Annotated in this window: 14 protein-coding genes; 12 read left to right on the top strand and 2 right to left on the bottom strand. The window is 48.1% G+C overall.

The features are described from left to right. The first annotated feature begins 20 nt into the window (after nt 1-20). The 8 genes from J4772_RS24910 (at nt 21) to J4772_RS24875 (ending at nt 12,636) form a co-directional block, all read left to right on the top strand. Nucleotides 21-458: an RbsD/FucU family protein gene (locus J4772_RS24910; protein ID WP_209071859.1), complete on the top strand. Its 438-nt coding sequence runs from the start codon at nt 21-23 to the stop codon at nt 456-458. Continuing rightward, a complete protein-coding gene (locus J4772_RS24905) occupies nt 451-1,869 on the top strand; it encodes a sulfatase family protein (protein ID WP_209071858.1) in 1,419 nt (472 codons plus the stop codon). The genes J4772_RS24910 and J4772_RS24905 overlap by 8 nt, the downstream gene beginning before the upstream one ends. Next, nucleotides 1,866-3,338, top strand: coding sequence for an alpha-L-fucosidase (locus J4772_RS24900; protein ID WP_209071857.1), 1,473 nt, complete (start codon nt 1,866-1,868; stop codon nt 3,336-3,338). Before J4772_RS24905 ends, J4772_RS24900 begins: the two co-directional genes overlap by 4 nt. Before the next feature lie 106 nt (nt 3,339-3,444). Beyond that, complete coding sequence (locus J4772_RS24895; RefSeq protein ID WP_209071856.1) at nt 3,445-5,643, top strand: helix-turn-helix domain-containing protein; 2,199 nt, start codon at nt 3,445-3,447, stop codon at nt 5,641-5,643. Between the two features lie 213 nt (nt 5,644-5,856). Continuing rightward, nucleotides 5,857-6,819: an ABC transporter permease gene (locus J4772_RS24890; RefSeq protein WP_209071855.1), complete on the top strand. Its 963-nt coding sequence runs from the start codon at nt 5,857-5,859 to the stop codon at nt 6,817-6,819. 21 nt (nt 6,820-6,840) lie between these two features. After that, nucleotides 6,841-7,743, top strand: a complete 903-nt coding sequence (locus J4772_RS24885) for a carbohydrate ABC transporter permease (RefSeq protein WP_246608859.1) — start codon at nt 6,841-6,843, stop codon at nt 7,741-7,743. A 131-nt stretch (nt 7,744-7,874) separates the two neighbouring features. Further along, on the top strand, nt 7,875-9,536 hold the full coding sequence (locus J4772_RS24880; protein ID WP_246608276.1) for an ABC transporter substrate-binding protein: 1,662 nt from the start codon (nt 7,875-7,877) through the stop codon (nt 9,534-9,536). A gap of 148 nt (nt 9,537-9,684) precedes the next feature. Further along, complete coding sequence (locus J4772_RS24875; protein WP_209071854.1) at nt 9,685-12,636, top strand: OmpL47-type beta-barrel domain-containing protein; 2,952 nt, start codon at nt 9,685-9,687, stop codon at nt 12,634-12,636. A 64-nt stretch (nt 12,637-12,700) separates the two neighbouring features. Here J4772_RS24875 and J4772_RS24870 read toward each other — a convergent pair whose 3' ends face one another. Further along, nucleotides 12,701-13,576, bottom strand: coding sequence for a helix-turn-helix transcriptional regulator (locus J4772_RS24870; RefSeq protein ID WP_209071853.1), 876 nt, complete (start codon nt 13,574-13,576; stop codon nt 12,701-12,703). 233 nt (nt 13,577-13,809) lie between these two features. Between J4772_RS24870 and galA the strand changes: the two genes are divergently transcribed. From galA to J4772_RS24855, 3 genes are all read left to right on the top strand, one after another. After that, entirely contained in the window at nt 13,810-16,308 is a 2,499-nt protein-coding gene (galA, locus tag J4772_RS24865; RefSeq protein ID WP_209071852.1) for a beta-galactosidase GalA, read from the top strand. 68 nt (nt 16,309-16,376) lie between these two features. After that, a complete protein-coding gene (locus tag J4772_RS24860; RefSeq protein ID WP_209071851.1) occupies nt 16,377-17,879 on the top strand; it encodes a sulfatase family protein in 1,503 nt (500 codons plus the stop codon). A gap of 232 nt (nt 17,880-18,111) precedes the next feature. Next, on the top strand, nt 18,112-20,787 hold the full coding sequence (locus tag J4772_RS24855; RefSeq protein WP_209071850.1) for a hypothetical protein: 2,676 nt from the start codon (nt 18,112-18,114) through the stop codon (nt 20,785-20,787). 456 nt (nt 20,788-21,243) lie between these two features. Here J4772_RS24855 and J4772_RS24850 read toward each other — a convergent pair whose 3' ends face one another. After that, a complete protein-coding gene (locus J4772_RS24850) occupies nt 21,244-23,448 on the bottom strand; it encodes a helix-turn-helix domain-containing protein (RefSeq protein ID WP_209071849.1) in 2,205 nt (734 codons plus the stop codon). A gap of 215 nt (nt 23,449-23,663) precedes the next feature. Between J4772_RS24850 and J4772_RS24845 the strand changes: the two genes are divergently transcribed. Then, on the top strand, nt 23,664-25,238 hold the full coding sequence (locus J4772_RS24845; RefSeq protein WP_209071848.1) for an extracellular solute-binding protein: 1,575 nt from the start codon (nt 23,664-23,666) through the stop codon (nt 25,236-25,238). Nucleotides 25,239-25,317: the final 79 nt, after the last annotated feature.

Here is a 25,317-nt window from a genome sequence, read left to right as displayed (position 1 = left end):
CAGCATGAGGGGGAACACAGGTGCTGATCGGAATTCCCGTACTATTGCCGCCGGATTTGCTGAAATGGATGAGAGAGATGGGACATGGTGATGAGTTGGTACTGGCGGATGCCAATTTTCCAGTTGCAAGCCATGCGCAACGACTTGTGCGATGCGATGGAATTGGCATTGTTGAATTGCTGGAAGCGATCGTCAAGGTGCTTCCACTGGACGATTATGTGGAGAAGCCTGCGGCGGTTATGGCCGTTGTCCCAGGCGATCCCGTAGAGACAACGATTTGGGACTCCTATGAAGCGATACTGAATAGAAAAACAGGATTGTCATCCTCATTGGAATCGATTGAGAGATTCAGCTTCTATGAACGGAGCAGTTCAGCGTATGTTATTGTTGCAACTGGTGAACGGGCACAATACGGCAACCTGATTCTGAAGAAGGGGGTCGTTCGTGAGCATGATTGACCAGAGACCCAATATAGTGTTCTTGTTCGCAGACGACCAAAGATTTGATACCCTGCGCGCTTTGGGCAATACCGACATTCATACGCCGCATTTGGATGACCTTCTGGAGCACGGCACCGCCTTTCGCCAGGCTCATATTCCAGGCGGCACGGTAGGTGCAGTCTGTATGCCCAGCCGCGCGATGCTGCATACAGGAAGAACGTTGTTCCATATTCATGACGACGGAAGAAGCATTCCTGAAGAGCATGTATTGATGGGGGAAACGTTCAGGCAAGCGGGTTACGCCACCTTCGGCATTGGCAAATGGCATAACGGCGCCGCCTCCTTTAACCGGAGCTTCAGTGACGGAGAGGATATCTTTTTTGGAGGAATGGAGGATCATTGGAATGTACCCGCTTTCCATTATCATTCGGATGGAAACTACTCGGGGACAATTCCTGTAATTAGAGATCGTATGTTGTCAAACGAAGTGGAATATCGGCCTGCTGACAAGGTTCAAGCTGGCGTTCATTCAACTGACCTGTTCTCGGATACCACCGTAAAATGGATTCATCAGCGTAAGGAGGAGGAGCCGTTCTTCCTGTATGTGTCCTACATGGCTCCCCATGATCCTCGAAGCATGCCGGAGAAGTATATGAAGCTGTATGATCCAGCATCGCTGACGCTTCCTGATAATGTTGCGTGTGAGCATGCTTTCGATTATGGCATACGTGATATAAGAGATGAGAGGCTGGCGGCATATCCGCGAACTGAAGAAGAAATTCGGGGGCATCTGGCAGAATATTATGCCATGATTACACATCTGGACGATCGAATCGGCGATATTATCCATGCGTTGAAGGAAACGGACCTGTTCGATAATACGATTATCGTATTTACAGGAGACAATGGACTCGCGGTAGGCCAGCATGGACTAATGGGCAAGCAAAGCTGTTATGAGCATAGCGTAAGGGTTCCGCTCATTTTCTCTGGGCCGGGGATTCCGAAAGGCCAGCGAAGAGATGAATTTGTATATTTATCCGACATCTACCCTACCTTATGCGAATTAACGGAAGTTCCGATTCCATCAACAGTCGAAGGAGCATGTCTAGCCTCTCTGTTCTCTCGCGACGGAGCAATCCCGGATCGGGATAGGCTGTATTTCGCCTATGCCGACCTTGTCCGAGCCGTGAAGAGCAGAGAGTACAAGCTCATCGTCTATCACCATAAGTCCCAATTGTTCCGTTTAAGCGAGGACCCTTTGGAGCGATACAATCTAATTGGTAATCCGGCTTCCTCCCATATGGAGCAAATATTAATGAAAGAATTGATAGAACACAGCTATCGTTCAGGAGATCGCATGCATCCAGCAGGACAACAGTTTTGGTCGCAAATCGACAGACATAAGCAAGGAGAAGATGAACAACTATGATAAATATAAATCAAATAAATGAAGTGATTGGGAAAGGTCCGTTTCAGGACAACTGGGAATCGTTAAGCCGCTATACCGTACCCAGTTGGTATAAGAAGGCGAAATTTGGCATCTTCATTCATTGGGGAGTCTACTCGGTCCCTGCTTATGGGAATGAGTGGTATCCTCGTGAAATGTACATGAAGGATAGCGCCAGACGGGATCGGCAGGATGTCAGCATGTTTGATTACCATATTCAAACCTATGGCCCGCAGCATGAGTTTGGATATAAGGATTTTATTCCGATGTTCAAGGCAGAAAAGTTTGATCCGGAGGCCTGGGCGAGCTTATTCAGCAGAGCGGGCGCGAGGTATGTGATGCCCGTCGCTGAGCATCATGATGGCTTCCAAATGTACGACAGCCAATTGTCGCCGTGGAATGCAGCGAAGATGGGGCCGCAGCGCGATATCATCGGAGCCCTGAAGGAAGCTGTGCAGGAGCAAGGAATGAAATTCGCCGTGTCTTCACATCGGGCGGAGCACTGGTGGTTCTACGACGGTGGAATGACCTTTCATTCCGATGTCCAGGATGACAGCTTCCGCGGCTTGTATGGTCCAGCTCAGCAAAGGGACACGGAATGGACGATTCACGGGGATGGACCGGACGAAGCGTTCTTGACCGATTGGCTGCTTAGAACTTGCGAACTCGTTGACCTATATCAGCCATCGATTGTTTGGTTCGACTGGTGGATCATGAATGTCCGGTTCAAGCCATATCTTAAGAAATTCGCAGCCTATTATTATAATCGAGCAGCGGAGTGGGGGACGGAGGTCGCGATTAATTACAAGCTGGACGCCTATATGCATGGCACAGCGGTGTTCGATATTGAACGCGGCCAATTGAATGGCATTCGTCCCGAGCTGTGGCAGACCGACACATCTGTTGCCCGCAACTCTTGGTCTCACAGTGTCAATAATCAATACAAGGAACCAGCGGACATCATTTGCGATTTGATCGATATTGTAAGCAAGAACGGCTGTTTGCTGTTGAACGTTGGACCGAAGGCGGACGGAACGATTCCTCAGGAAGACGAGTCCATCCTTCTTGCGATAGGTGATTGGCTTGCCGTGAACGGGGAAGGCATTTACGATACGACGCATTGGAAAATATACGGTGAAGGACCGACCCAATCCGGAGAAGAAATGCATACGGAAGGCAAACGGAGTGCCTATACAGAGGAAGATATTCGATTTACCTTTAAGGATGGGACGTTATATGCTTTCGTTATGAAGCTGCCCCCTAGCGGAACCATTATGATTCGATCCCTGTCCACGAATTCACGACATTTCCGCAGTGTCGTTACAAGTGTAAACACTCTTGATGGCAGCTTGTCGCTTGATTGGACAGTTTCCGATGAGGGGTTGCGGATCGATGTTTCTTCTCTAGCTTTAACTCCGTATCCGACAGGCTTCAAAATTGGGATGGAGTAGTCACCGTATATCTAACGCGAATGCACTATATGCATTCGTGTTTTGCGACAATAAAATGATAACGCTTTCTTATTCTCGAATAATGAACGAGTCAAGGGGGGAGAACATGTCCAATCGTCGCGGGAGGCCGGTGTTCAAATTTCTTATACCTTATTTGAGCATGCTGCTACTTGCCAGTTTGGTATCTGTCATCATGTATCAGCAGACGAGCCGTGTGGTGAAGGAAGAGGTGTCGAGCCGCAACCAGGCCGTCCTACAGCTGGCTAAGCAGCAATTGAATCGACAGATTGTAGAGACCAATCAGCTTGCCATTAGCCTAAGTCAGGATCCGAGGGTGCTCGCCATGCAGCAAATTGAGAACCCATATGAGCGAAGCAGCATTACACGTCTGATGGAATTGCAGAAGCAGCTGGGCAGCTATTCGGCCGTTACACCATCCATTGAAAATTACTACATTCATTATATAAAAAGCCAATTTGTAATATCACCTGATAAACAAAGCTTATTATCCCGAGCTTCCAGCGCGGAAGCGCAGTCGGATTTCGTCCACAAGTTTATTGAGGGTCTTGAGGATCGGTACTATTATCAGGAGATAATGCCGGAGCTGAAGCTCCGCAACGCTAATGGTGAACGCCGGCTGATTCCTTACATTCATACCATTGGTTATCCAAGCTATTATTTGTCACATATTGTGATGTTCATCGACAGCTCTTCTATAAGGAATGCGTTGCGTTCGATTGATCTCTCGGAGGGCGGTTATGCATATCTTGCCAACCAGGAGGGTGACATTATTGCCGGTGTTGCCGGCAGCGGCGAATTCCTTCCTCGAACCAGCCATAGTGGACATGAGCAGCCTTCCGGTCAATTCGTCACCTCCATTGGGCTCGACAACGGCAGCTGGAGTCTCGTTGCCGTACAGCCTGAGCATATCGTGCTGCGAAAGGTGTACTATGTCAAAAAAATATCTGCGGTTATTATCTTCGGCATGCTGGCTATTGGAGGCGTGGCTTCTGTGCTGTTTGCTTATCGCAACAGCAGACCATTAAAAGTACTTATTCAGACTGTATTCCAATTAGAGTCACATAATGAGCGGCTGCATCGAAGCATTGAAGAGCAAAAACCGTTGCTGCAGGCGGCATTCCTGCAACGGCTGCTGGATGGTGCGTATCCCGGACAGAAAGAAATGGAGTCTGTGATGCAATATTTGGATATTCCCTTACAGGGCGAAAGATATTCCGTTATCATTATTCAATTACCCTATATCTTGGAGTCGATTGATATGGGAGCATTGGAGAAGCTGGATCTGGAAAAAGCAGGGCTGAGGGAATGTATCGCGGAGCTGGAAGGAAATCACGCTTGTATGCTGGATATTGGCGAGAGCCGGCTGGCAATGATTTATTCCTCTGATACAGTCAGTGAGGATGCTTGGAAGGAAGAGCTGACCATGAAGCTCAGTGCCATTCAGGAGCTGTTTCTCGCACGCTTCCAACATGCCTTGCAGTTCGGCATAGGACGACCTTATTCCTCATTAATGGATGTGTCGGCATCCTCCGAAGAGGCCTCCATTGCGTTGTCCTTCGGTATGCCTTCCTCTAGTCCCATGCCCTATTACGATGAGTTGCCCAGACATCCGCAATCGTATTATTACCCTTTTGATCTGGAGCAGAAGCTTCTTAACTATTTGCGAAGCGGGAACATGGAGGAGCTTGACAACACCTTTGGCAACTTGTTCGTCGAAAATTTTGTTGAGCGTTCTTTAATCGAACCTGTCCTACGGCTCTTGTTGTCCGAATTGGTCAGTACGGCTCTCAAGTTTATTGATCAGTCGGGCACGCAGATGTTCGAGGATGAAAGTATAGATATGATGTCTTTTCTGCAATTGCCTCATGGAGCAGGTGAAGCAGAGGCCTGCTTTTATCAAATCACAAGGCTGTACCAACACATTGCGAGCAAGACCATTGACCAGAAGCGTATTCGGAATCAAGAGCTGATGCGCGAAATTGTCAGTTATCTGGACCTCCACTATTCAGACCCTTCCTTATGTCTGCCCATGCTGTCGGATCAATTCCAAATATCAGAGACTTATCTTTCGTTGCTGGTAAAAGAACATACAGGCTGCTCTTTCACGGAATATGTGAACACCAAGCGTATGAATGCTGCCAAAGAGCTATTGTCGGAGTCCAGGCTCAACATTGAACAAATTGCTGACCATGTGGGATATTCGTCGCTGAATTCATTCAGCCGAGCGTTCAAGCGTATGCATGGCGTAACGCCTACGCATTATCGAGCATTTTCCGGTCAGTGAATCTAAGAATTGAATATCCTTCCTTGTATGCCGCATGCAGCGGCTGTTTTTTTTGTATTGTTATGAAAATGAATAATGAAAAATCAATGGAATGACAGCTTTTTTGGTCTTTTGAATAAAGAAAGGGCAAATGCAGATAGCATAAATACGCCTTCACAGCTAAGATCAAATTGTCGAAGAGGCTCAACAATAGAAGAGGGGGACTACAAAACGATGAGAACGGTTACATCCATACAAGCCCATCCAAAAGTCAGATTGCGTCTGCTGGCAGCACATCTGAAACAGGCGAAAAGAAGCTGGCAGCTGCTTGTATTGTTTTCATTGCCGTTTGCTTATTTAATTATTTTTCAATATTGGCCGATGTACGGAGCTCAAATCGCATTTAAAGATTTTATTCCCGTGAAAGGTGTTATGGGTAGTGAATGGGTCGGCATGAAGCACATGACGAGGTTCTTTGGTTCTTACGATTTCTGGAGAGTGCTGAAAAATACGATTGGCCTGGCCTTCTATCATTTAATCGTCGGATTTCCGGTGCCAATCATCCTGGCACTTGGCCTGAACTACGTCAGGCAGGCTAGATTCAAAAAAACGGTGCAAATGATTACGTATGCGCCGCATTTTATATCCACAGTTGTAATGGTCGGTATGCTGCTCCAGTTTCTTGATCCGCGAACAGGAATTGTAAACCAGTTTCTAACGATAATAGGTGTAGACCCCGTTCACTTTATGGCGAAGCCTGAATTGTTTCAAACCATCTACGTGCTGTCCGATATTTGGCAGAATGCTGGATGGGGATGCATTATCTATTTGGCGGCGCTGGCAGGCGTAAGCCCGACGCTGCATGAGGCTGCTGTCGTTGACGGTGCAAGCAAGTGGCGCCGGATTTGGCATATTGATCTTCCTGGCATAATGCCGGTCATGGTCATTCTGTTAATCTTGTCGATGGGCAATTTGATGCAAACAGGGTTTGAGAAGGTCTATCTCATGCAGAACCCCGTCAATATTACAACCTCTGAAGTTATTGATACTTATGTCTACAAAGTCGGACTAATCTCGGATGGGCTGAATTTCTCTTATGCCTCTGCCATTGGTTTGTTCAAGTCTATCGTCAATCTATTATTACTCATTACTGTCAATCAGATCGCGCGCGTGGTCGGCAAAGAGAGTCTATGGTGAGGAGGGGCACACGTGCATCACATTAAAAGTCCAAAGCAGAGAATTAAAGAATCAAGAGGAGATGCGGCGTTCACCTGGATCAATTATAGTATCCTGCTAACGATGGTTCTGATTACGCTGTATCCCCTCATCTACATTGTAAGCGCATCCTTTAGCGATAGCCAAGCTGTCGTCTCCGGGAAGGTATGGCTATGGCCGGTTCAACCAACGCTTGATGGCTACGAAGCGATATTCAAACACAAGCTGATCGTATCCTCTGTCATAAATTCCTTCTATTACATGATTGTAGGCACTCTATTTAATGTTGTTCTTACGCTGATGGCGGCTTATCCGCTTTCTCGTAGAGACTTTTATGGCGCCAGGCTGTTTATGGTTCTGCTTGTATTCACGATGATGTTCGACGGTGGATTAATCCCGCGCTATTTGCTTGTCAAAGATCTCGGTATGCTGGATACGCGGTGGGCGCTTATTATTCCTGCTGCGCTTAGCGTGTGGAATGTCATTATTACACGTACCTACTTCCGCGTAACTATTTCCAGCGAGTTGCTGGAGGCGGCACAGATGGACGGCTGCAACGATTTCCGATTCCTGTGGAAGATCGTGCTTCCGCTGTCTGCCCCCATTATCGCAGTCATTAGTTTATTTTATGCCGTCGGCCACTGGAATCAGTATTTCAACGCGCTTATTTATTTGAAGGATCAATCGCTTTACCCCTTGCAAATTGTATTGAAGGATATTCTGGTACAAAACAAGGTGGACATGAGCATGGTGGCCGATGCCGTAGAAATAGCGGAGAAGGATGCCTTGCGGCAGCTTCTCAAATATTCTTTGATCGTAGTCGCCGCAGGACCCGTTCTCGTATTGTATCCGTTCGTGCAGAAGCATTTTGTAAAAGGTGTTATGATCGGATCGTTAAAGGAGTAGCGCATCTTATAACAAGACAGCTTATGGAGAGGGGTGATGCTTATTTGCTAATATTCCTGGCACCAGGTGTCAGAGGCCCCGCAAATCAGTCATCCATTTGAATCAGGTTCATTAAAAGGGAGGAAAACAGAGTGAAACAAAAATGGACTCTTGCGATTTTCTTTATGTGTTTGCTTTTAGCCGCTTGCTCCAATGGAAGCGAATCCAATGCGAAGCCGGACAATAAGGAGGGAGACAAGGCGGGTAATACGAGCGCTGTTTCTGCGCCGGGTACCTTTCCGATTGTAGAAGAGAAGGTTACTTTAAAGGTGCTTGCGGCACTACGGCCGGATGTAGAGGATTACCGTACGAACGAATTTACGAAGTGGCTGGAAGAGCGGACCAATGTGCATCTGGAGTGGGAGACGGTTCCGGAATCCAACATGAAAGAGAAGTTGAATCTGACGCTGGCGAGCGGTGATTATCCTGACATCTTTATGAATATGGGTATTACAGATGCACAGCTCGAGATTTATGGCAACCAGGGAGTATTCCTTCCGCTTGAGGATTTAATTGAGGAGCATGCAGTGAATACACAGAACATATTTGCTGAGCAGGAGCACTTAAAACCGGCGATTACCTCCAATGATGGGCATATCTACACGATGCCGGATATTAATGAATGCTACCACTGCTACTACTCCGGTAAGCTCTGGATTTACAAGCCTTGGCTGGATAAGCTGGGACTGGAGATGCCAACAACAACGGATGAATTCTATGAAGTACTGAAGGCATTTAAGACTCAGGATCCCAACGGTAATGGCATTGCTGATGAAATTCCGCTGTCCGGATCACCCAAAGGGTGGAACAGCTCTGTTGAAGGCTTTCTAATGAACGCTTTCGTCTATTATGATTTCATTAACGGCGATACGACACGGCGATTGTTTTTGAATAATGGCGCTGTAGACGCGGCATTTATGTCCGAGCAATACCGTGAAGGACTGCGGTATATGAAGAATCTGTTCGACGAAGGATTAATTAATGCAGAGGCTTTCGTACAGGATGGCGATCAGTTGAAGCAACTGGGAGCCAATGGGGATGTTGTTATTCTGGGCGCAGCTCCAAATGGAAGTCCAATCCCGATATCCGATAATGAAAGATGGAAGGATTATGTGGTTGTTCCGCCGCTAAAAGGCCCATCTGGCACACAATATGTGAACGCTCAGAACCGGAAAGGAAATGTCAACGGCCGATTTGTAGTTAGTGCGACAAGCAAGCATCCTGAAATTGCTGTTCGACTGGCTGACGCCTTCTACGATCGAGAGGTTCAAATGTTTTCGTTATTCGGCATTGAAGGCGAGGACTGGAGAAAAGCTGAGGGTGGCGAAAAAGGCCTCGAGGGCAATCCAGCGACGTTCGTACGCTTGAAGAAAACTAGTGAAGTTGCCAATCACAGCTGGAATCAGGCCAACCCGACGAATCGGACCGTTGATTTCCGAATTGGCGAAGCCATCAATGATCCGGTGAACAATGTAGAGTACATCCTGCATGCCTCGACCAAAAGCTATGAGCCGTTCCGCAACGAAACGGTTATGGTTCCGCCGCTCATCTTCAATGAGGCGCAGTCGTCGGAGTTGCTGGGCTTGCAGAAGACCATCAATGATTACGTCGACAACATGCTTGTCCAGTTCATCATGGGCGATGCCAATTTGGAAGCTGGCTGGGACGGCTACCTGAATGAGCTGAGCAATATGAATATTAAGCGCTATCTGGAAATTATGCAGGAGGCGTACGATATTCGCTACAAGAAGTAAGGAATGATGACCAACCCCTACAACCATCTAGAGTTCTGCTGCCATGAACAAGGATGAGTGCGTCGGGGTTATTTTGTTCCGTGCAGGCGGACCGATCATTTTCCATTGGAGAGGGGATTCGATAATGAGGTTGATCAGATATCTGATCATGTTGATGATGTGCTGCTTATTGTTCTTACCGCAAACAGGCGGCGTTGCAAAGGCATACGAGCTGCCTTCCGATGTGCAGCTTCAGAAAGATAACTATGATTCTATTGCAGGGCTGGCGGATACTTATCCAATTGAATATATCACACAAGTGAATAACGGTGAGAAGCGGGTTAAACTCATTACGATTGCAAGTCAGACCGGAATGATTCAGGGTGAGAAGGTTATCGAACTTCCTCCTGAAATTATGCGAGTCGCTGGTTTCTTTCGGGAGCTGAATATTAATGGGAGCCAGATTAAGAACCTGGAAGTGTACTGGGAAGGTCCGACAGGCAAGGAGAAGTTAAGCGAATATTTCCGCTCAGAGACTGTCATTATGGGACGCCCCTTTCACATTAAGGTCCAGTCAGGGCAATATGAGGGTTTTAAGCTCAGGTTGAAAGGAACGGGTACTGTAACGAGTCTTGTCTTGCATGAGCCGAATGGTCTATCGGCTACTTATGATGTAAGAGCGTGGGGGGTGTTGGGAGAGGACAAACCGATATTACCTGTACAGGTCCATGTGGACGCAACCACGAGACGCAGCATTGATGGGATTACCCGCATGGAAGAGGAAAAGTTTCGCAGAGTGTATGCCAATCCGTTAGGAGAACCGGTCACCTATGAAATAGCACCTTATTTGTCCGAGAGAGGATTCCTTCCGGGAAGGCAAATGTTCAAATTCCGGGACGCGCTGGAGATCGGTCATAAGCCTGGCGATCCTTTATTGACTGAGGACCCTCTCCGGGACGGATATGCCGATGAGTCGTTTTTCGATCAGCATTATGAGAAGGATTCACAATTAATTGAACAATATGACAAGCTGTATGCGCCGGACATGAAATATGTCATCGCTTACGACAACTGGCCGACTTGGAATTGGCCTGCCAATACGCCCAATAATCCAAGGGGGACGCCGGCAGTTGACAAATTCGAAGCTGCGGCCGAGCTCGCTTCCCTCTATACGGAAGCCTATAATCGCAAGCTGGATGGCAGAGGACCTGCCTATATAGAAGTGAAAAACGAATCAACCATTCGTTCGGAGTGGATCTATCATAATGATGCCGCCTATGATTCCTGGGGGCTGCTCGCTGACTTTCACAATGTAACGGCTGACAAAATCAAGGAACGCAGTCCCGAGGTTCTGGTAGGGGGACCGACTAGCGCGAATATGACGCTGGATACTAGCGCTTTCGCGAGCGCCAGGGAGCAAATGAGATTTATGGATTTGACGAGAGGACATCTTGACTTTTATTCGCATCATTTCTACGAAGGCAAGGACTTGATATTGAATGAAACAGACGCTAACTATGGCGGGTATTTGACAGGCCGCCTGGAGGCGGTGCTTGATTTGCTCCGAAATCATATGACGTTAACCAACAACATCAAGCCAATGGTGATCTCGGAAACAGGAACCTTGCATTCGGGTGCGACGGATATTGATTACTGGATCCAGTTGAAAAACTTTAATGCTTATATGATTCGATATATGAATCGTGCAAATGAATTTGACATGGTCGTGCCGTTTTTGTTGCCGATCAAATGGTGGGATAAGGGCTCGCCGGATATGCTCTTCCGATATGAGGAAGACGGCAGCCTGGGAGTTCCTACTCCGCTGAAGTATTATCTGGATTTCTGGAAGGATTACCAAGGAGACCTGCTCCCGGTTGAGGCCAATCATGACAAGGTTTATGTTCATGCTACGCAATCGGACAATGTCATTTATGTCGCAGTCAACAATATGAACCCGCAGCGGGTTAACCTGGATTTGAATCTCGATCTCGGCGGCGCCAAAATTTATGATATTGAGCAGAGAAGGCTCTATCTGGAGCAAGGCAAGCTGCATTATGAGACGAAGAAACAGGCTGATCTGAAGAGTATGCCTATGGCAGTGGAGGAAACCTCCATCATTAAAATAACATTGGACAAATCGCCTGTTGTGAAAGATATTTTGTTGGAAAAAACGTATTACGCTGATGAGATGCTGAAGGCCACGGGTCAACCGGCTGCTTTCCAGATTGCTGCTCCTGTCGAGCAATTGCAATCCACTGTCTTGCGGGTATCATTCGGCCGTGAGAATGGTTTTAACGTTCCGATGAGCGTCACTGTAAACGGCAAAAACTATCAACGTGATGTCAGTTACACGAATAAACCGGGGCGTTTCTTCGGGTATGTCGATTTCGACATTCCTGCAGGGGAGATCAAGGAGATGAACCAGGTTGTCGTTTCGCTACCTCAACAAGGGGGTACGGTTAGTACGGTAGCGTTCATTAACCATTATGCGATGGAGAGTTCAACAGATTCGAGTCCGCCGGAAACCGTTGCGCATATTGAAGGAGATCATGAGAATGGATGGTATCGATCGAACGTAACCGTACAATTGGAAGCTGTCGATCCTTCAGGCGTTGTGGGCAGTTATTTTCGGTTGAATGACGGTGAATGGAACAGATATGAGCAAGAACTCGAGATTCACGCCGAAGGCACCCACACGCTAGCGTTCTACAGCAAGGATAAAGCTGGTAATGCCGAGCCTGTTCAAAGCAGGACGATTGCAGTGGATAAAACGGCTCCTGAGGTGACCATCCAGCCCTATCATATCGATTTGGGCGCGCCGAACAAGAAGCTGGTCGATATAAAGGTCAAGTTGCATGCATTGGACGAAACGTCCGGGATAAGGGATATTCAATTAACCTCCATAACTAGCAGCGAATTGGACAGCGGATTATTCGGTGGGGACAGCCCTGGTGATATTCAGGGCGCGGAGTTCGGAGCCCATGATTTGGAATTCAAGCTTCGGGCAGAGCTTTCTCCGAAGGCGAAAAAGCGGGTTTACACGGTTGTCTACACGGTAACCGATCATGCGGGGAACTACAAAACAGCAGAAGTGGATATCGTAGTTACAAAAGGGAAGTAGCCATAAATCATACAAATGAGCAATGAGAATCGCCATGCGCTTGTCCAAGGACCGTGCATGGCGATTAGTTCGCTCCAGGAACAAAGCGGTCTCTGTAGGCTCCCGGCGTGATACCTTCCTTGTTGCGGAAGGTGCGGATAAAATAGCTGCTATGCTCGTATCCCAGTTCGTATGCGATTTCCTGAACGCTGGTCATCGTATGGGCAAGCATTTGTTTGGCTCGTTCCAATCGAATATGGTGCTGATATTGCAAAGGGGTCATGCCAGTATGCTTCTTCAGGCATCTGCTCAAATAATCGATGTGGAAGTGAAACTCGTCTTCCAGCTTCTTCGAGCTATAGGTTTCCCGCATATGCGACTCCAGGTATCGCGCCATTCGGGTGCACAGCTCCAGTGATCGGGACATTGGTTTCGTCTGATGGATGACCTGCTGCAGCTCCAGTAATAACTGAGAGGTCAGGCTATGAAGCTCCAGAGCATTCCGTATAAAGATATGATTGCGAATCTCTACCATCCGATCCAGAATCTGAAGTAGAGGGGGCAAGCCAACCTCAGCATGCTTGGGAAGGTACATCGTATGCGCTCTTGGATTGGCATCGTCATCCGTTGGCGGCTGCAGGGTTTGCGACCACTCGAAGCCGCCGCTGTTCAACTCGCGAGGAGGAACAGGATGGCTGAAGTGTACGTAATAGGTTTCCGTATTCTGTTCGCAGGGACGATGGCCAAAGTGGGTGCGACCCGGCTCCAGCAGCAGCATGCTGCCGGCTGAAATCGTATAGGGCTGGTCGTCTTCCGTTATATACAAAGTGCCGTTGGTTACGATAATGAGATCGTAAATGTCCCAGTTGCGTCGGAAATGTGCTTTCCCTTTCTTCCACCAGGAATGACCGACAGTTATAAACTGGGGTAAAGGCGGTATGATGAACTCCAGCATCTTCATGGCGGTTCCTCCTGCATAAGCTTTCTATCTCTTAACGATAGGGTACGATTCACCATTCTGTCAATGAACATTTACTTATCTGCATTAGTCGGTATCGTATCATAAGAAGTCGAGTATAACGCTTACAACTCGAATATCAAGTCGGTATGATAGGAGAAAATAGGGAGTTCAGGTATGGCCGATATCGTATAGTATACGCTTACTTGGCCTAATATCGGAAATGGGGGACAAGAATGCGACAAGTATGGAGCTTAAACGAGGATTGGAAGTTTTATTACGGGGACCTTGTTGATACGAATTACGACGCAGTACACAAGGAAAGATATTCAAATCCGCATTGGATCAAGTCCGGCAATCATGGAATTGCCAAATGGGGTTATGACGATTCGGACTGGATTGATGTTCGTATACCGCATGACTTTGTGCTGGAGCGCGGCGAATATGATATGCTGGTGCCTGCGTCACACGGCTCGCTGAAGAAGGGGGTTGGCTGGTATCGCAGAGCATTTATGCTGACCGAGGATATCGCGTCGAAACGATTAACTATTGAATTTGACGGGGTGTTCCGGAACTGCTCCATATGGGTGAACGGCCATTATGTAGGAGGTCATTTAAGCGGGTATACCAGCTTTGCTTATGATATTACAGAGGTGGTGCATGCCAAAGAGCCGAATGTAGTAGCGGTCCGGGTGGATGCAAGTGAATTCGAAGGCTGGTGGTATGAAGGCGGCGGCATATATCGCGATGTTAGACTGGTAATGACGGACTCGCTGAGAATATCGCATTGGGGAACGTTCGTAAAGGCTGAGCTCGATTCAAATGAGAACAAAGCGCTTGTTGTCATCGAGACGGAGGTAGACAGCCATTACGAGAAAGACGTAGCATTCAAGCTGCAATCTGTCATTATGGGGCCAGATGGAGAGCTGGCTGGTGAAGCCATTACATCTACTAATATCTCCGCGGATGATAGTTTAACGCTCAAGCAGTCCGTTACTCTGGAGGCTCCTTGTCTCTGGTCCACGGATTCACCAAATTTATATACGCTCAAGAGTATGTTATTCATTGGAGACGACGTTGTTGATAGGTACGAAACGGTCTTCGGAGTGCGGACGATTGCCTTTGATGCCGAGCGAGGATTTCTGCTGAATGGTCAGCCGCTGAAGCTTAAGGGTGTATGCTGCCATGAAGACCATGCAGGAGTCGGAATGGCGGTACCTGCAGCCGTTAATGAATTCCGTATTCAGCGATTAAAGGAGATGGGCTGCAATGCGTACCGAACATCGCATAATCCGCCCGCTCCTTCCGTCCTTGAGGCTTGTGATCGGCTAGGCATGCTCGTCATTGATGAGGTGCGTCAAACGGATGCAACAAGTGAAGGGCTGAGCCAATTGAGAAGTCTCATCCGAAGGGACCGGAACCATCCATCCATTATCTTATGGTCGTTAGGCAATGAGGAAATGAATATTCAAGGGAAGGACGCAGGTGTGCGTATATTGCACGCCATGCAAAAACTTGCGCATAAACTTGATCCAAGCCGCAAGTGCACGTACGGTATGAATGCCGACTGGCTGCCGCTTACGCAGTATCATGAAGAGAACGGCTTCCATATCGACGTTCATGGCTTTAACTATATGATGAGAAGGAATTGGGATGCGTACGATCAGTTTCACAAGGCATATCCGGTCAAACCGTTTATCGGTACCGAGAATGCTTCGACGCTGTCCACCCGCGGTGTCTACAGGAAATCATGTACCGATCGCTCGTTAAACATCTCCGAGCATGGCAAAGCAACAGTCATCTGGTCGAATCCGGAGCGTGAAGGCCTTATTAGTGCTTATGGTGAAACGTATCCATTGTGGGGAGCTCAACCGGAGGAAGCCTGGAAGGCGGCGGCGGAGCATGACTTTGTAGCGGGATTGTTTGTATGGACGGGGTTCGACTACCGAGGAGAAACATTCCCTTATGAATGGCCTAGCGTCATCTCTCGATACGGGATTATGGATTTGTGCGGCTTCCCCAAGGATATTTATTATTACTATCAAGCTAGATGGACGAGTCAGCCCGTGCTGCACCTACTCCCGCATTGGAATTGGCAGGGAAGCGAAGGGGAATTGATCGATGTATGGGCATTCTCGAACATGGAGGAGGTGGAATTATTTTTGAACGGGAACAGTGCAGGGAGGCGAGCTGTTCCTGAGCATGGCCATGCCGAATGGCAGGTTGTCTACGAAGCGGGTGAATTAATGGCGTGTGGGTACCGCAATGGCGAGCTTGTGCTGACGGAGGTTGTTGCGACAACAGGCGAGCCGGCCCAGATCCTACTAAGCTCTGAGAGGACCGCTCTTATAGCCGATAATGAAGATGTATGTATCGTGCAAGCAGCAATTGCCGATGCAGCCGGTCGAATCGTACCGAATGCAGACACGCCATTGACGTTTTCAGTGGAAGGACCTGGCGAGATAATTGGCACTGGCAATGGCAACCCGGAAAGCCATGAGGATGACAAGCTCCCCTGCCGCAGTGCTTTCCAAGGACTATGTCAAGTGCTGGTGCGAGTGAATGGAGCGGGTGGTGACATTCGTTTGATTGCTGAAGCGGAAGGTGTCAAGCGTGGAGAATTAGCTATTCACATTGTGCCTTCGGGTAAGACACCGCTTGCGTCCGCGTTGAGGACTGCCGAGCTGATTCCAATGGGCACGGGTCGGAGAGATGCAGCCGACGGCGGTGTCTGATCGGCAATGATAGGGAGCTGCACGATTCTCTTGTCTAGCATTCCAATACGTACCGGAGGACAACAGATATGACACAATCTCATGATCGACCCAATCTACTATTTATTATGTCAGATGACCATGCAGCCAATGCCATTAGTGCTTATAGCTCCAGGCTGGCTGAGGTATGCGCGACTCCCCACATCGACAGGCTGGCCAAGGAAGGGGCGCTATTCCGGAATTTCTTCTGCACAAACGCCATATGCACACCTAGTCGCGCGACGATTCTGACCGGTTTGTATTCCCACCATAATGGTGTGAAGACGTTAAGCGACAGCTTGAGCACGGAGCTGGAGACGTATCCTCGAAGGATGCGGGAAGCGGGCTACGAGACGGCTGTTATCGGCAAGTGGCATCTGCACAGCGAGCCGCAGGGATTTGACCATTACGATGTGCTGTCCGGGCAGGGCACGTATTGGAATCCCAGCTTTATAAGGTCAGGCTTTGACTGGTCATCCATATCCGATGTTCATGATGTGAGCACCGGGACGAGACATGCTGGGTATGTGACGGACATTATTACGGACAAATGTCTGGAGTGGCTGGAAGCACGAGATCCATCCAAGCCCTTTATGTTGCATTGTCACCATAAGGCACCGCATGACGATTTCGAATATCATCCCCGTTATGAGCATCTGTTCGACGGGATAGAAATTCCGGAGCCGGAAAGTTTGTGGGAGAATCGGGAGCATCGTTCGGAAGGCTCTCGAGACTACGGTACGTCCGTGTCGGAGCGTAATCCGAAGCGGAATGCCGTCCTGCGACAGAGCGATCCGTCTTACCCGACCGGTCCTCTTGAGCTTGCGGGTCTGGATGCGGAAGGGAGAACCAAAGCGGCGTATCAGAAATATTTGAAGGATTATCTTCGACTTGTCAAGGGAATAGACGATAATGTAGGCCGATTGCTTGATTATTTGGAGCAAAGCGGTCAATTGGAGCATACGATTGTCATCTATACCTCCGATCAAGGGATGTTTCTCGGCGAGCATGATTATATCGACAAACGCTGGATTTATGAAGAAGCGCTACGGATGCCGTTCCTCATTCGGTATCCGAAGGAGATCGAGCCGGGCACCGTGATGGAGTCGCTTGTGAGCAATATTGATATCGGACCGACATTGTTGGATTATGCCGATACCGACTATACTTGCAAAGTGGACGGGAGCAGCTTCAGAGGGCTGTTGAACGGGTCACAGATGGAATGGAAGGACGCCATCTATTATCGTTATTGGATGCATCTAACGCATCATGATAACCCGGCGCACTTCGGCTTGCGGACGAGAGAATACAAGCTGATCTTCTTCTACGGCTTGCCGCTGGACGCCTCGGGAGCACTGGATGAGGAGACGCCTGCATCATGGGAATTTTATGATTTGCGGCAGGATCCTTACGAGATGAATAATGTATATGGACATCCAGAATACAAGGAGCTTATTAAAGAAGCGAGACAAAAGTTGTTTGCGATAAAGAAGAGTGCAGGCGATGATGATTCAGCCTATCCGGAGCTGCTGGAGCGTATGGGGCTAACGTAGTGATCTATTGTGATAACAGTAAAGACGCAGGGCTGAATGCAGCTCTGCGTCTTTGCTATTCTTACGCATTTTCTTTGTTTAGCTATAGGACTTAGTTGAAATTTTCATACTTACCCTAAATTACATTCCTTTACAATGAGAGCGCATCCAAGGATTGCGAATAAAGGGGAGAGGAGGACAGCAATACGATAAGGGGCAAACCATATCACATGAATTTGGGAGGTAATAAAATTTGAAGCGACTATTTGCAAGCCTGCTTAACTTGGCTATGATTGCCGGGCTGGCGGGACAGCCTGGCACAGCCAATGCAGCCACCCCGTTCCCTACTTTGAACTTCGACAATGGCGTAATTCCCTCCTATGTAACAGGCTCTAACGCTGCACTGCAGATTGTAACGAATACGACAGGGTCTAAGGCGCTCAAGGTCAACTACGCGGCTACAGACTTCCCCTCCGTGAAGTTTGCGCCCACTACGCCATGGAGTGTAGGCTCCGGCAATGCGATTGCCTTCGAGCTGACGAATGCAAGTAATAAGGATATTACGTTCTACCTGCGTGTGGATGACAGCGCCCAAGCCGACGGCGTGAAGGACTCTATCGTTAGTCAGGCGGTAGCGAAGGCCGGGACGACTAACCAATACTTTCTGAGTCTCAACTCCGCGGTGCTGGATTTGGGCATGCGCTTCCTGCCGCCTAATCCTGCCGGCTTACAGATGGGATATGCATGGGGAGATAAGTCCATTGATCCAGCCAATGTGGTGTCCTTGCAATTTTTTCAGATGTATCCCAGCACTGCTACAGCCTTGGTCATTGACAATTTGAGAGTGATCCAGGACCCCAATTCGAATCTAAGCTACTTGAACGGCATTGTTGATAAGTATGGTCAGTATTCAGGGGCAAGCTGGAGCGAGAAGATCAACAGTGATCAGGATCTCTTGAACGATAAAGCAGAGGAGGCGCTTGCGCTTAACGGTTCACAGCCCATTGCTACAAGCCAATACGGAGGGTGGAAGAACGGTCCCAAGCTGCAAGCGACAGGTCGATTCAGGGTTGCTCAATATGGCGGCAAGTGGTCATTGGTTGATCCTGAAGGATACTTATTCTTCTCAACCGGTGTGGACGTCGTTCGCTTGGACGATATGCACACCTGGATCTCAGGACGGGATGCGATGTTCAAGGACCTTCCGGCCAAAAACAGCTCACTCGGCGAGCACTTCCGTTATACAACGACAGTAGGCAGCCCGCCGCTGGGACAAACCGAGGGCTGGCTGTTCAATCACTATTCCGCGAACCTGGAACGCAAATACGGAACCGATTATATCAATAAGTGGAAGGATGTATCCGTGGCCCGCTTCAAAAATTGGGGCTTCAACTCGCTTGGCAATTGGTCGGAGCCGACGCTGTTCTTCGGCAAGGGCTCCCAGCACAAGCTGGCGTATGTAGCCAATGGCTGGACGAGTTGGGGAACCCACACTACGATTCCAAGCGGGGAGTGGGGAGGGGTTGCCGATCCGTATGATCCCCAGTTCACGGTCAGCGTGAGCGATATGGTGCAGAATCAGATTGTTGCGTATGGAGTAGCGCAGGACCCATGGCTCATCGGCATTTATGTAGATAATGAAATCCCATGGGGCAGTCCCGCTACTACACAGAGCAAATATTTGCTCATCAGCAACATATTAGCCATGAATGCAGCCGATAGCAAAAGTTATGCAAAACGTGCAATGATTGCCCATCTAAAAACCAAATACAACAACAACATTGCAACACTGAACGCCCAATGGGGAACTTCATTCGCTTCCTTCACCGCGATGGACGCACCGTTCAAGCCGGCGCAAATCTCGAACGGCATGATTCCCGACTATTCAACGATGCTGAAACTTCTGGCTCGGAAGTATTTCAGCATCGTAGATGCCACCTTGACGCAAGCGCTGCCCAACACTTTGTATCTGGGCTCCCGGTTTGCGGAATGGGGCATTAGCAAGGAGGTTCAGGAGGCCGCCGCCGAATATGTGGATGTGGTGAGCTACAACGTCTACAAGGAATCAGTGAACGGGCATAGCTGGATGGATATCGCTGCGCTTAACAAGCCTGCCATTGTAGGCGAGTTTGCCTTTGGATCGAATGACAGAGGGATGTTCGGAACGGGTCCGAATTCGGAATCCGCCGCGTCAAGCCAGCAGGAACGAGCGGCCAAATTTACGAATTACATGAATGCGGCTTTGCAGAATCCTTATTTTGTCGGCGCGCATTGGTTCCAATATGTAGATGAGCCGCTGCTTGGCCGTCATTGGGATGGCGAAAATTACAATCTTGGATTTGTAGATGTGGCCGACGTGCCATACGCTTCTCTGGTCAATGCCGCCAAAACGGTTCACGCTCAAGCCTACGCGACGAGATTCGGCAGCACGGGGAATACGAAGATATCCTTCGAAGCCGCGGAGAATCTATCCCTGATCAGCGCCTATAACCAAGCGACTATCCAGTATGTGTCAGAAGGCGCAACCGATGGCGTTCGCGCCATGAAGGTCAATGTCGGCACTCTCGATACGGTATATGCTGGAGTAGAGCTCAAGCCTGCTTCGCCGTGGAATTTAGGGGCTGCACCCTCAGTCACGGCAGATGTGACCAACCCAACCGCATTGCCGATACAGATTCGCTGCAATGTGCTGGATAACAATGGACAGCTGAGAACGTTCTATTTTACCGTAAATGCCAATGCTTCTCGCACCATTACGATGGGCAGCTTCGGCGCTTCGCCTGCCCAAACGTCTGGAGCTGACGGCTACTGGGGGGCGGTGAATGGATTGTCAACTACTCAAATCAAGTCTATTACCTTCTATCTGTGGGAGGATGCTCCACAAAGCGGGAATTCGTTTATAATGGATCATTTGCTAATATCAAAGTAATCTTGGGAATCGCGTGAAGAATGACCAAACCTACCTTTATGGTCTTTTCGATGTGTGTCGTCGCTTTTGTTATTGAGAGTGGCTACATTAATTATGCTGTATTCAATCGATAACATGAAAGGGGTATTTCTTCGTCACCTGACTCAAGACCAAGAACAACGCTTGCGTGAAGCCGATTGAATTACAAGTAGAAGAAGGTCGCGATTCATATATTAATATTTATGAACGGTCATCAGCTAGTCAAGCATCGCAAGTACGATGACTGAAAAAAAGCTTTTCACCTTCAAAATTTGTGCGGTTTCCCCTTAAGTCGTTGAGTATGTTAGACTCAACGACTTAAGTAGCTTAAAGAATAGACCAGAACACCGTCTTATATAGTATGCATCTCGGTGAAGAGTACAGACTTATAATATATTCAAGATGCTGCTTTTGTTGTATACCTGGTGCCATTTGCATTCAGTGCTTTAGCGTAGACTGCCTGCGATATTCTCCTGGTGACAGACCGGTCGCCTTCTTGAACCATCGATTAAATGATGTTGCACTATAGTAGCCGATCTTCTCCGCGATAACACCTATAGGTAGTGACGAATCCCTCAGCATCTCCTTGGCCTTCCGAATTCGCACCTCCATAATATGCTCACTGAAGGTTACACCGGTCTTTTGTTTGATATAGTTGGACAAATAACCCGAAGATAAGTTGATTTTGCTCGCAACAGAGTCCAGCGATAAATCTTCATTGTAATGATGCTCCACATAATGAAGCACAAAATCTATGACATCGTCTTTTGCCAGCTTTCGCTCCTCGATTTTGACGCAAATATCATAAATGACACCTCTGAGATAAGCGGATAGCTCCTCGGCAGAGAGACATCCATTAATTTCGTCTCGATCCTTGAGGCGGTCTGATTGATACTGACCTTGGATAAGGAACGCCAACTCGTCACGTTTAATAACGATTCGTTCCGCCAGCTGTCTATATTGTAAGGCAGGAGCTTTCTTCCTCCTTAGCTGTTCAATCAGCGTGTCTGTCAGCTCAATGACGGCGGAGGCATTCCCTTGCTCAAGATGATTGAACAGAATCTCTAGATCGCTTTCCCGATATAACGGAAAGTCGATATGAGTGGCAAGCTCCGAGATGATTTGTGTCTCTTGAATCATCATTCGTTGCCGCAGCAGTTGCTGCACCTGCCGGTACGCCTCTTCAAATTCCTGTGTGCGTTGGTATTCTCCGCTTATGCACACGGTGATCAGATAATGGTCGACATCCTGATCATATATCTGCTTCATTCGTGCAGCTGCTTCGGTCAGGAGCTGTCGCTCCTCTACATCGAAGACAACCGTCAGCACCTCATTGACATCCATTTGGAAGGTACGAGACTTGGAGAATCGATCAGACATGAACAGGTCGATAAATTCTCTTATGAAATATGAAACCTTCTCCACTGGCTGCCCTTCCTCGTGCTCTCTTAGATTGATATGGCAAAGTACCAGAATGAAGGAACCATCGCGATGATCCAGCGGTATGGGAAATGGTGAGCTGGAGTGAATTCTTCTCATTTGATTCATAAAGCTGTAGTTGGTAAGCACGGCATCCTTGCGTTTGATTTCCGTAAATATGTGCGAGAGCTTGTCCAGGAGCAGATGAAACTCCGCCGGGCTGTTCGTCATGGATGAAGGGGGCTTCTGATTCACAACAGCTTGGATAAGCTGCAGCAAAGGCTGATTGAATCTCCGGCTCATCCATATGGCCAATATAATGCTAAGGGCTACTGCAAATATAAAAAGGGCTCCAGCAATTTGATTAAGGGAGCTGATTCGGGCTGCGATACGGTTCATCGGTACTTCATGGATGTAGATAAGTCCCGTAGATGCGCCTTTATGATAAAAATAATAATGATGGTTTTGTGTAAGGTATCCTTGATTAGCATTGATATCGTTAAAGATGGAATCGTCTTCGTATTCAGCGGCTGATGTATAAAGCAAGCCGCCATGCTTGTTATATATATAGAAGTTTCCATCTGCTGATGGGTGCAGGGTATTGAACATTTTATCCGCGTCCAAGAAGCCCGCAATCAAATAATGATTGGACGGCGTGCTTAATACGACAGGTAAGAGTTCCTTCGAAGCCTGATAATAATTTTTGAATGAGGCAGCTGGGAACGTCTGCAGCAGCTGACTTGTCGACATTTGCTGGTCGAAGAAATCAAGTGTATAGTCAGGGCTGGAGAGGTACTTGGAGAAAAACTCATCAGCCCCATGGGTACCATCTTTTTCGACAACGAAAGACAAGGGGGCAAAGTATAAAGCGATATTTTCAATATTCAAGAGGGGATTGGCAGCATGGGCTCGAATGTCTGACCAGATGTTGTTAAGACGCAAATAGTCGACATTTTGTTTGTTGCCGCGCTGCAGCTGCTGATACAGCAGACTGACTTCCTCATCGTAATACATGGTAAGCAATAAGTTTTTTACTATATTGAGTCGATTTTCGTAATTGGATACGGTATGCGCCAGGCTTAACTCGTGGAAGCTTACGATCTCCTGTCTTACGCTGTTGCGAAAAATGCCAAAGGATACGAGCAGAATAATAGATAGTAAGATGATGATCGTTAGAAATCCAAGAAATATTTTGGTGAAGAGACTTGACCTTTTTGTGATCATGGAGGAAACTCCTTCCTGCGATGCTATAACATCATATCTATTTTATAAGAATATCGCAATGCAGCGGTATTGACGCCTTTAAAGATTATTGTCATGTATACAGATTTATAGAACTTTGCCAATCATATGGGGAAGCGTGTCTATCCACATGCCCTGCCTGGGGACTAAGCTTAGCCTTGTGAACGACAAATACGACATGAGAAAGGGAGTTGCGCATGAACAAGAAGAGAGGTATTCATTATCTGCTGACGTTGATCCTGTTAGGAGCTGTCCTTATAGCGGGATGCAGCGGCGGGGGAACCAATGGGAATGGGAATGAAGCCGTATCAGAAGGAAATAAGCCAACCGCTTCAGAGGAGCCAGTTAAAGACAAGGAACCTGAGTCGCTGCGTATGATGGTTGTCAATCATCCAGTATGGCCTTTTAACGAGAACTGGCCTGTATACCAGAACATTAAAGAGGCGACAGGCATCAGCTTTGATGCTGAAGGTGTCCCAGGAGCGGATTATGAGAACGCATTAAATCTAACTATCGCTTCAGGCGACCTGCCGGATCTTCTCTTTCTGAACAACCCTCAGCAGGCGAATCGATTCGGAGCTCAAGGCGCTTTTGTTGATGTGACGGAGCATCTGGATAAGATGCCGAATTACAAAGCGTTCTTGGAAGCGCATCCTGATATCAAGCAGTCGGTTACGTCCGCAGACGGGAAAAATTATATCATGCCGAACTACGGGCTTGGGGAACAGTTCCGGCGCGTCTGGCTTTATCGGGAGGATGTATTTGAGAAGCATGGGCTGAATGTGCCAACCAACTATGATGAACTTTATGACGTAGCTCTGGAGCTGAAAACGTTGTATCCCGAAAGCTACCCGCTGAATTTTTTTGATAATTTGACAACGGTGACGAATATCGCCCCCAATTTTGGCACAAGCGCTTATAATGGCACGTCGGAGCTTGCTTATTTTGACCACGGCTCGAAGCAATGGAAATATGGTCCTATTGAGGACAATTTCAAATCCATGTTGGAGTATTTGAGCAAGTTCTATCAGGCAGGGCTGATCCCGCCAGACTTCATGTCGCTTCAGAGAAATCAAAGCCGGGATTTGTTCGCTCAAGACAAGGGGTTCATGTCGGCGGACTTCATCGGCATTATTGACGAATATAAGGCTGCAATTCCGGATAAGCCGGAATTCCAGCTGGCCTACATGCCGCCAATAGCTGGCGGGCCAAATGGCAAGCAACAAAATCCGTTTACTGCCTTCCAGACATCAGGCTTCGCCATCGCATCGACTACAGAGAAGCTGGATGCCGTCATCCGGTACATGGACTTCATGTATTCGCCGGAAGGCATCGAGCTTGTCAGCTGGGGCAAGGAGGGCGAGTCGTTCCAGATCGTAAATGAGAAGAAAGAGTTCAAAACGGACTTCAAAGACTTTGGCGATCTGCGTATTCAGACTGGAATGGTAACCAATGGCTCTTATGCCGCCATGGATTTCGACGCGTATCTGGCGCTGGCATCCGATACCTTAAACGATGCATTTGGTATGGTCGAACAATACGAGGCGATTCCACAGCCGCGTCCAGCGATGACGGAGGAGGAGCTTCAAGTGCTGGCAACGGTTGGACAGGGCATACAGAAGCACTATCAAGAGAATATAGCTCGTTTCATTATTGGCACAAGAAGCCTCTCTGAGTGGGACCAATACGTGAAGGAAGCAAATGATCTAGGCGTTCCTCAAGTTGTGGAAGTGTTCAAGAATGCTCACGATCGAGCGCTTACTATGCAATAAAGCATAACTTCAAGGGGCGGACAGGAGTGAAAGAAACGATGCTTGCCGCCCTTTCTGCCAGGGAGTGATAACACCTATG

It is taken from the genome of Cohnella sp. LGH (genome assembly GCF_017671885.1).
GTDB classification, from domain to species: domain Bacteria; phylum Bacillota; class Bacilli; order Paenibacillales; family Paenibacillaceae; genus Cohnella; species Cohnella phaseoli.
Note: the sequence above shows the minus strand (reverse complement) of the source record. Positions and strands in the feature narration are given on the sequence as shown.

Coding starts and splice junctions, on each gene's coding strand:
- J4772_RS24900 (WP_209071857.1), top strand. CDS start 1,866: ATGATAAATATAAATCAAATAAATGAAGTGATTGGGAAAGGTCCGTTT.
- galA (WP_209071852.1), top strand. CDS start 13,810: ATGCGACAAGTATGGAGCTTAAACGAGGATTGGAAGTTTTATTACGGG.
- J4772_RS24875 (WP_209071854.1), top strand. CDS start 9,685: ATGTTGATGATGTGCTGCTTATTGTTCTTACCGCAAACAGGCGGCGTT.
- J4772_RS24860 (WP_209071851.1), top strand. CDS start 16,377: ATGACACAATCTCATGATCGACCCAATCTACTATTTATTATGTCAGAT.
- J4772_RS24870 (WP_209071853.1), bottom strand. CDS start 13,576: ATGAAGATGCTGGAGTTCATCATACCGCCTTTACCCCAGTTTATAACT.
- J4772_RS24850 (WP_209071849.1), bottom strand. CDS start 23,448: ATGATCACAAAAAGGTCAAGTCTCTTCACCAAAATATTTCTTGGATTT.
- J4772_RS24845 (WP_209071848.1), top strand. CDS start 23,664: ATGAACAAGAAGAGAGGTATTCATTATCTGCTGACGTTGATCCTGTTA.
- J4772_RS24905 (WP_209071858.1), top strand. CDS start 451: ATGATTGACCAGAGACCCAATATAGTGTTCTTGTTCGCAGACGACCAA.
- J4772_RS24890 (WP_209071855.1), top strand. CDS start 5,857: ATGAGAACGGTTACATCCATACAAGCCCATCCAAAAGTCAGATTGCGT.
- J4772_RS24895 (WP_209071856.1), top strand. CDS start 3,445: ATGTCCAATCGTCGCGGGAGGCCGGTGTTCAAATTTCTTATACCTTAT.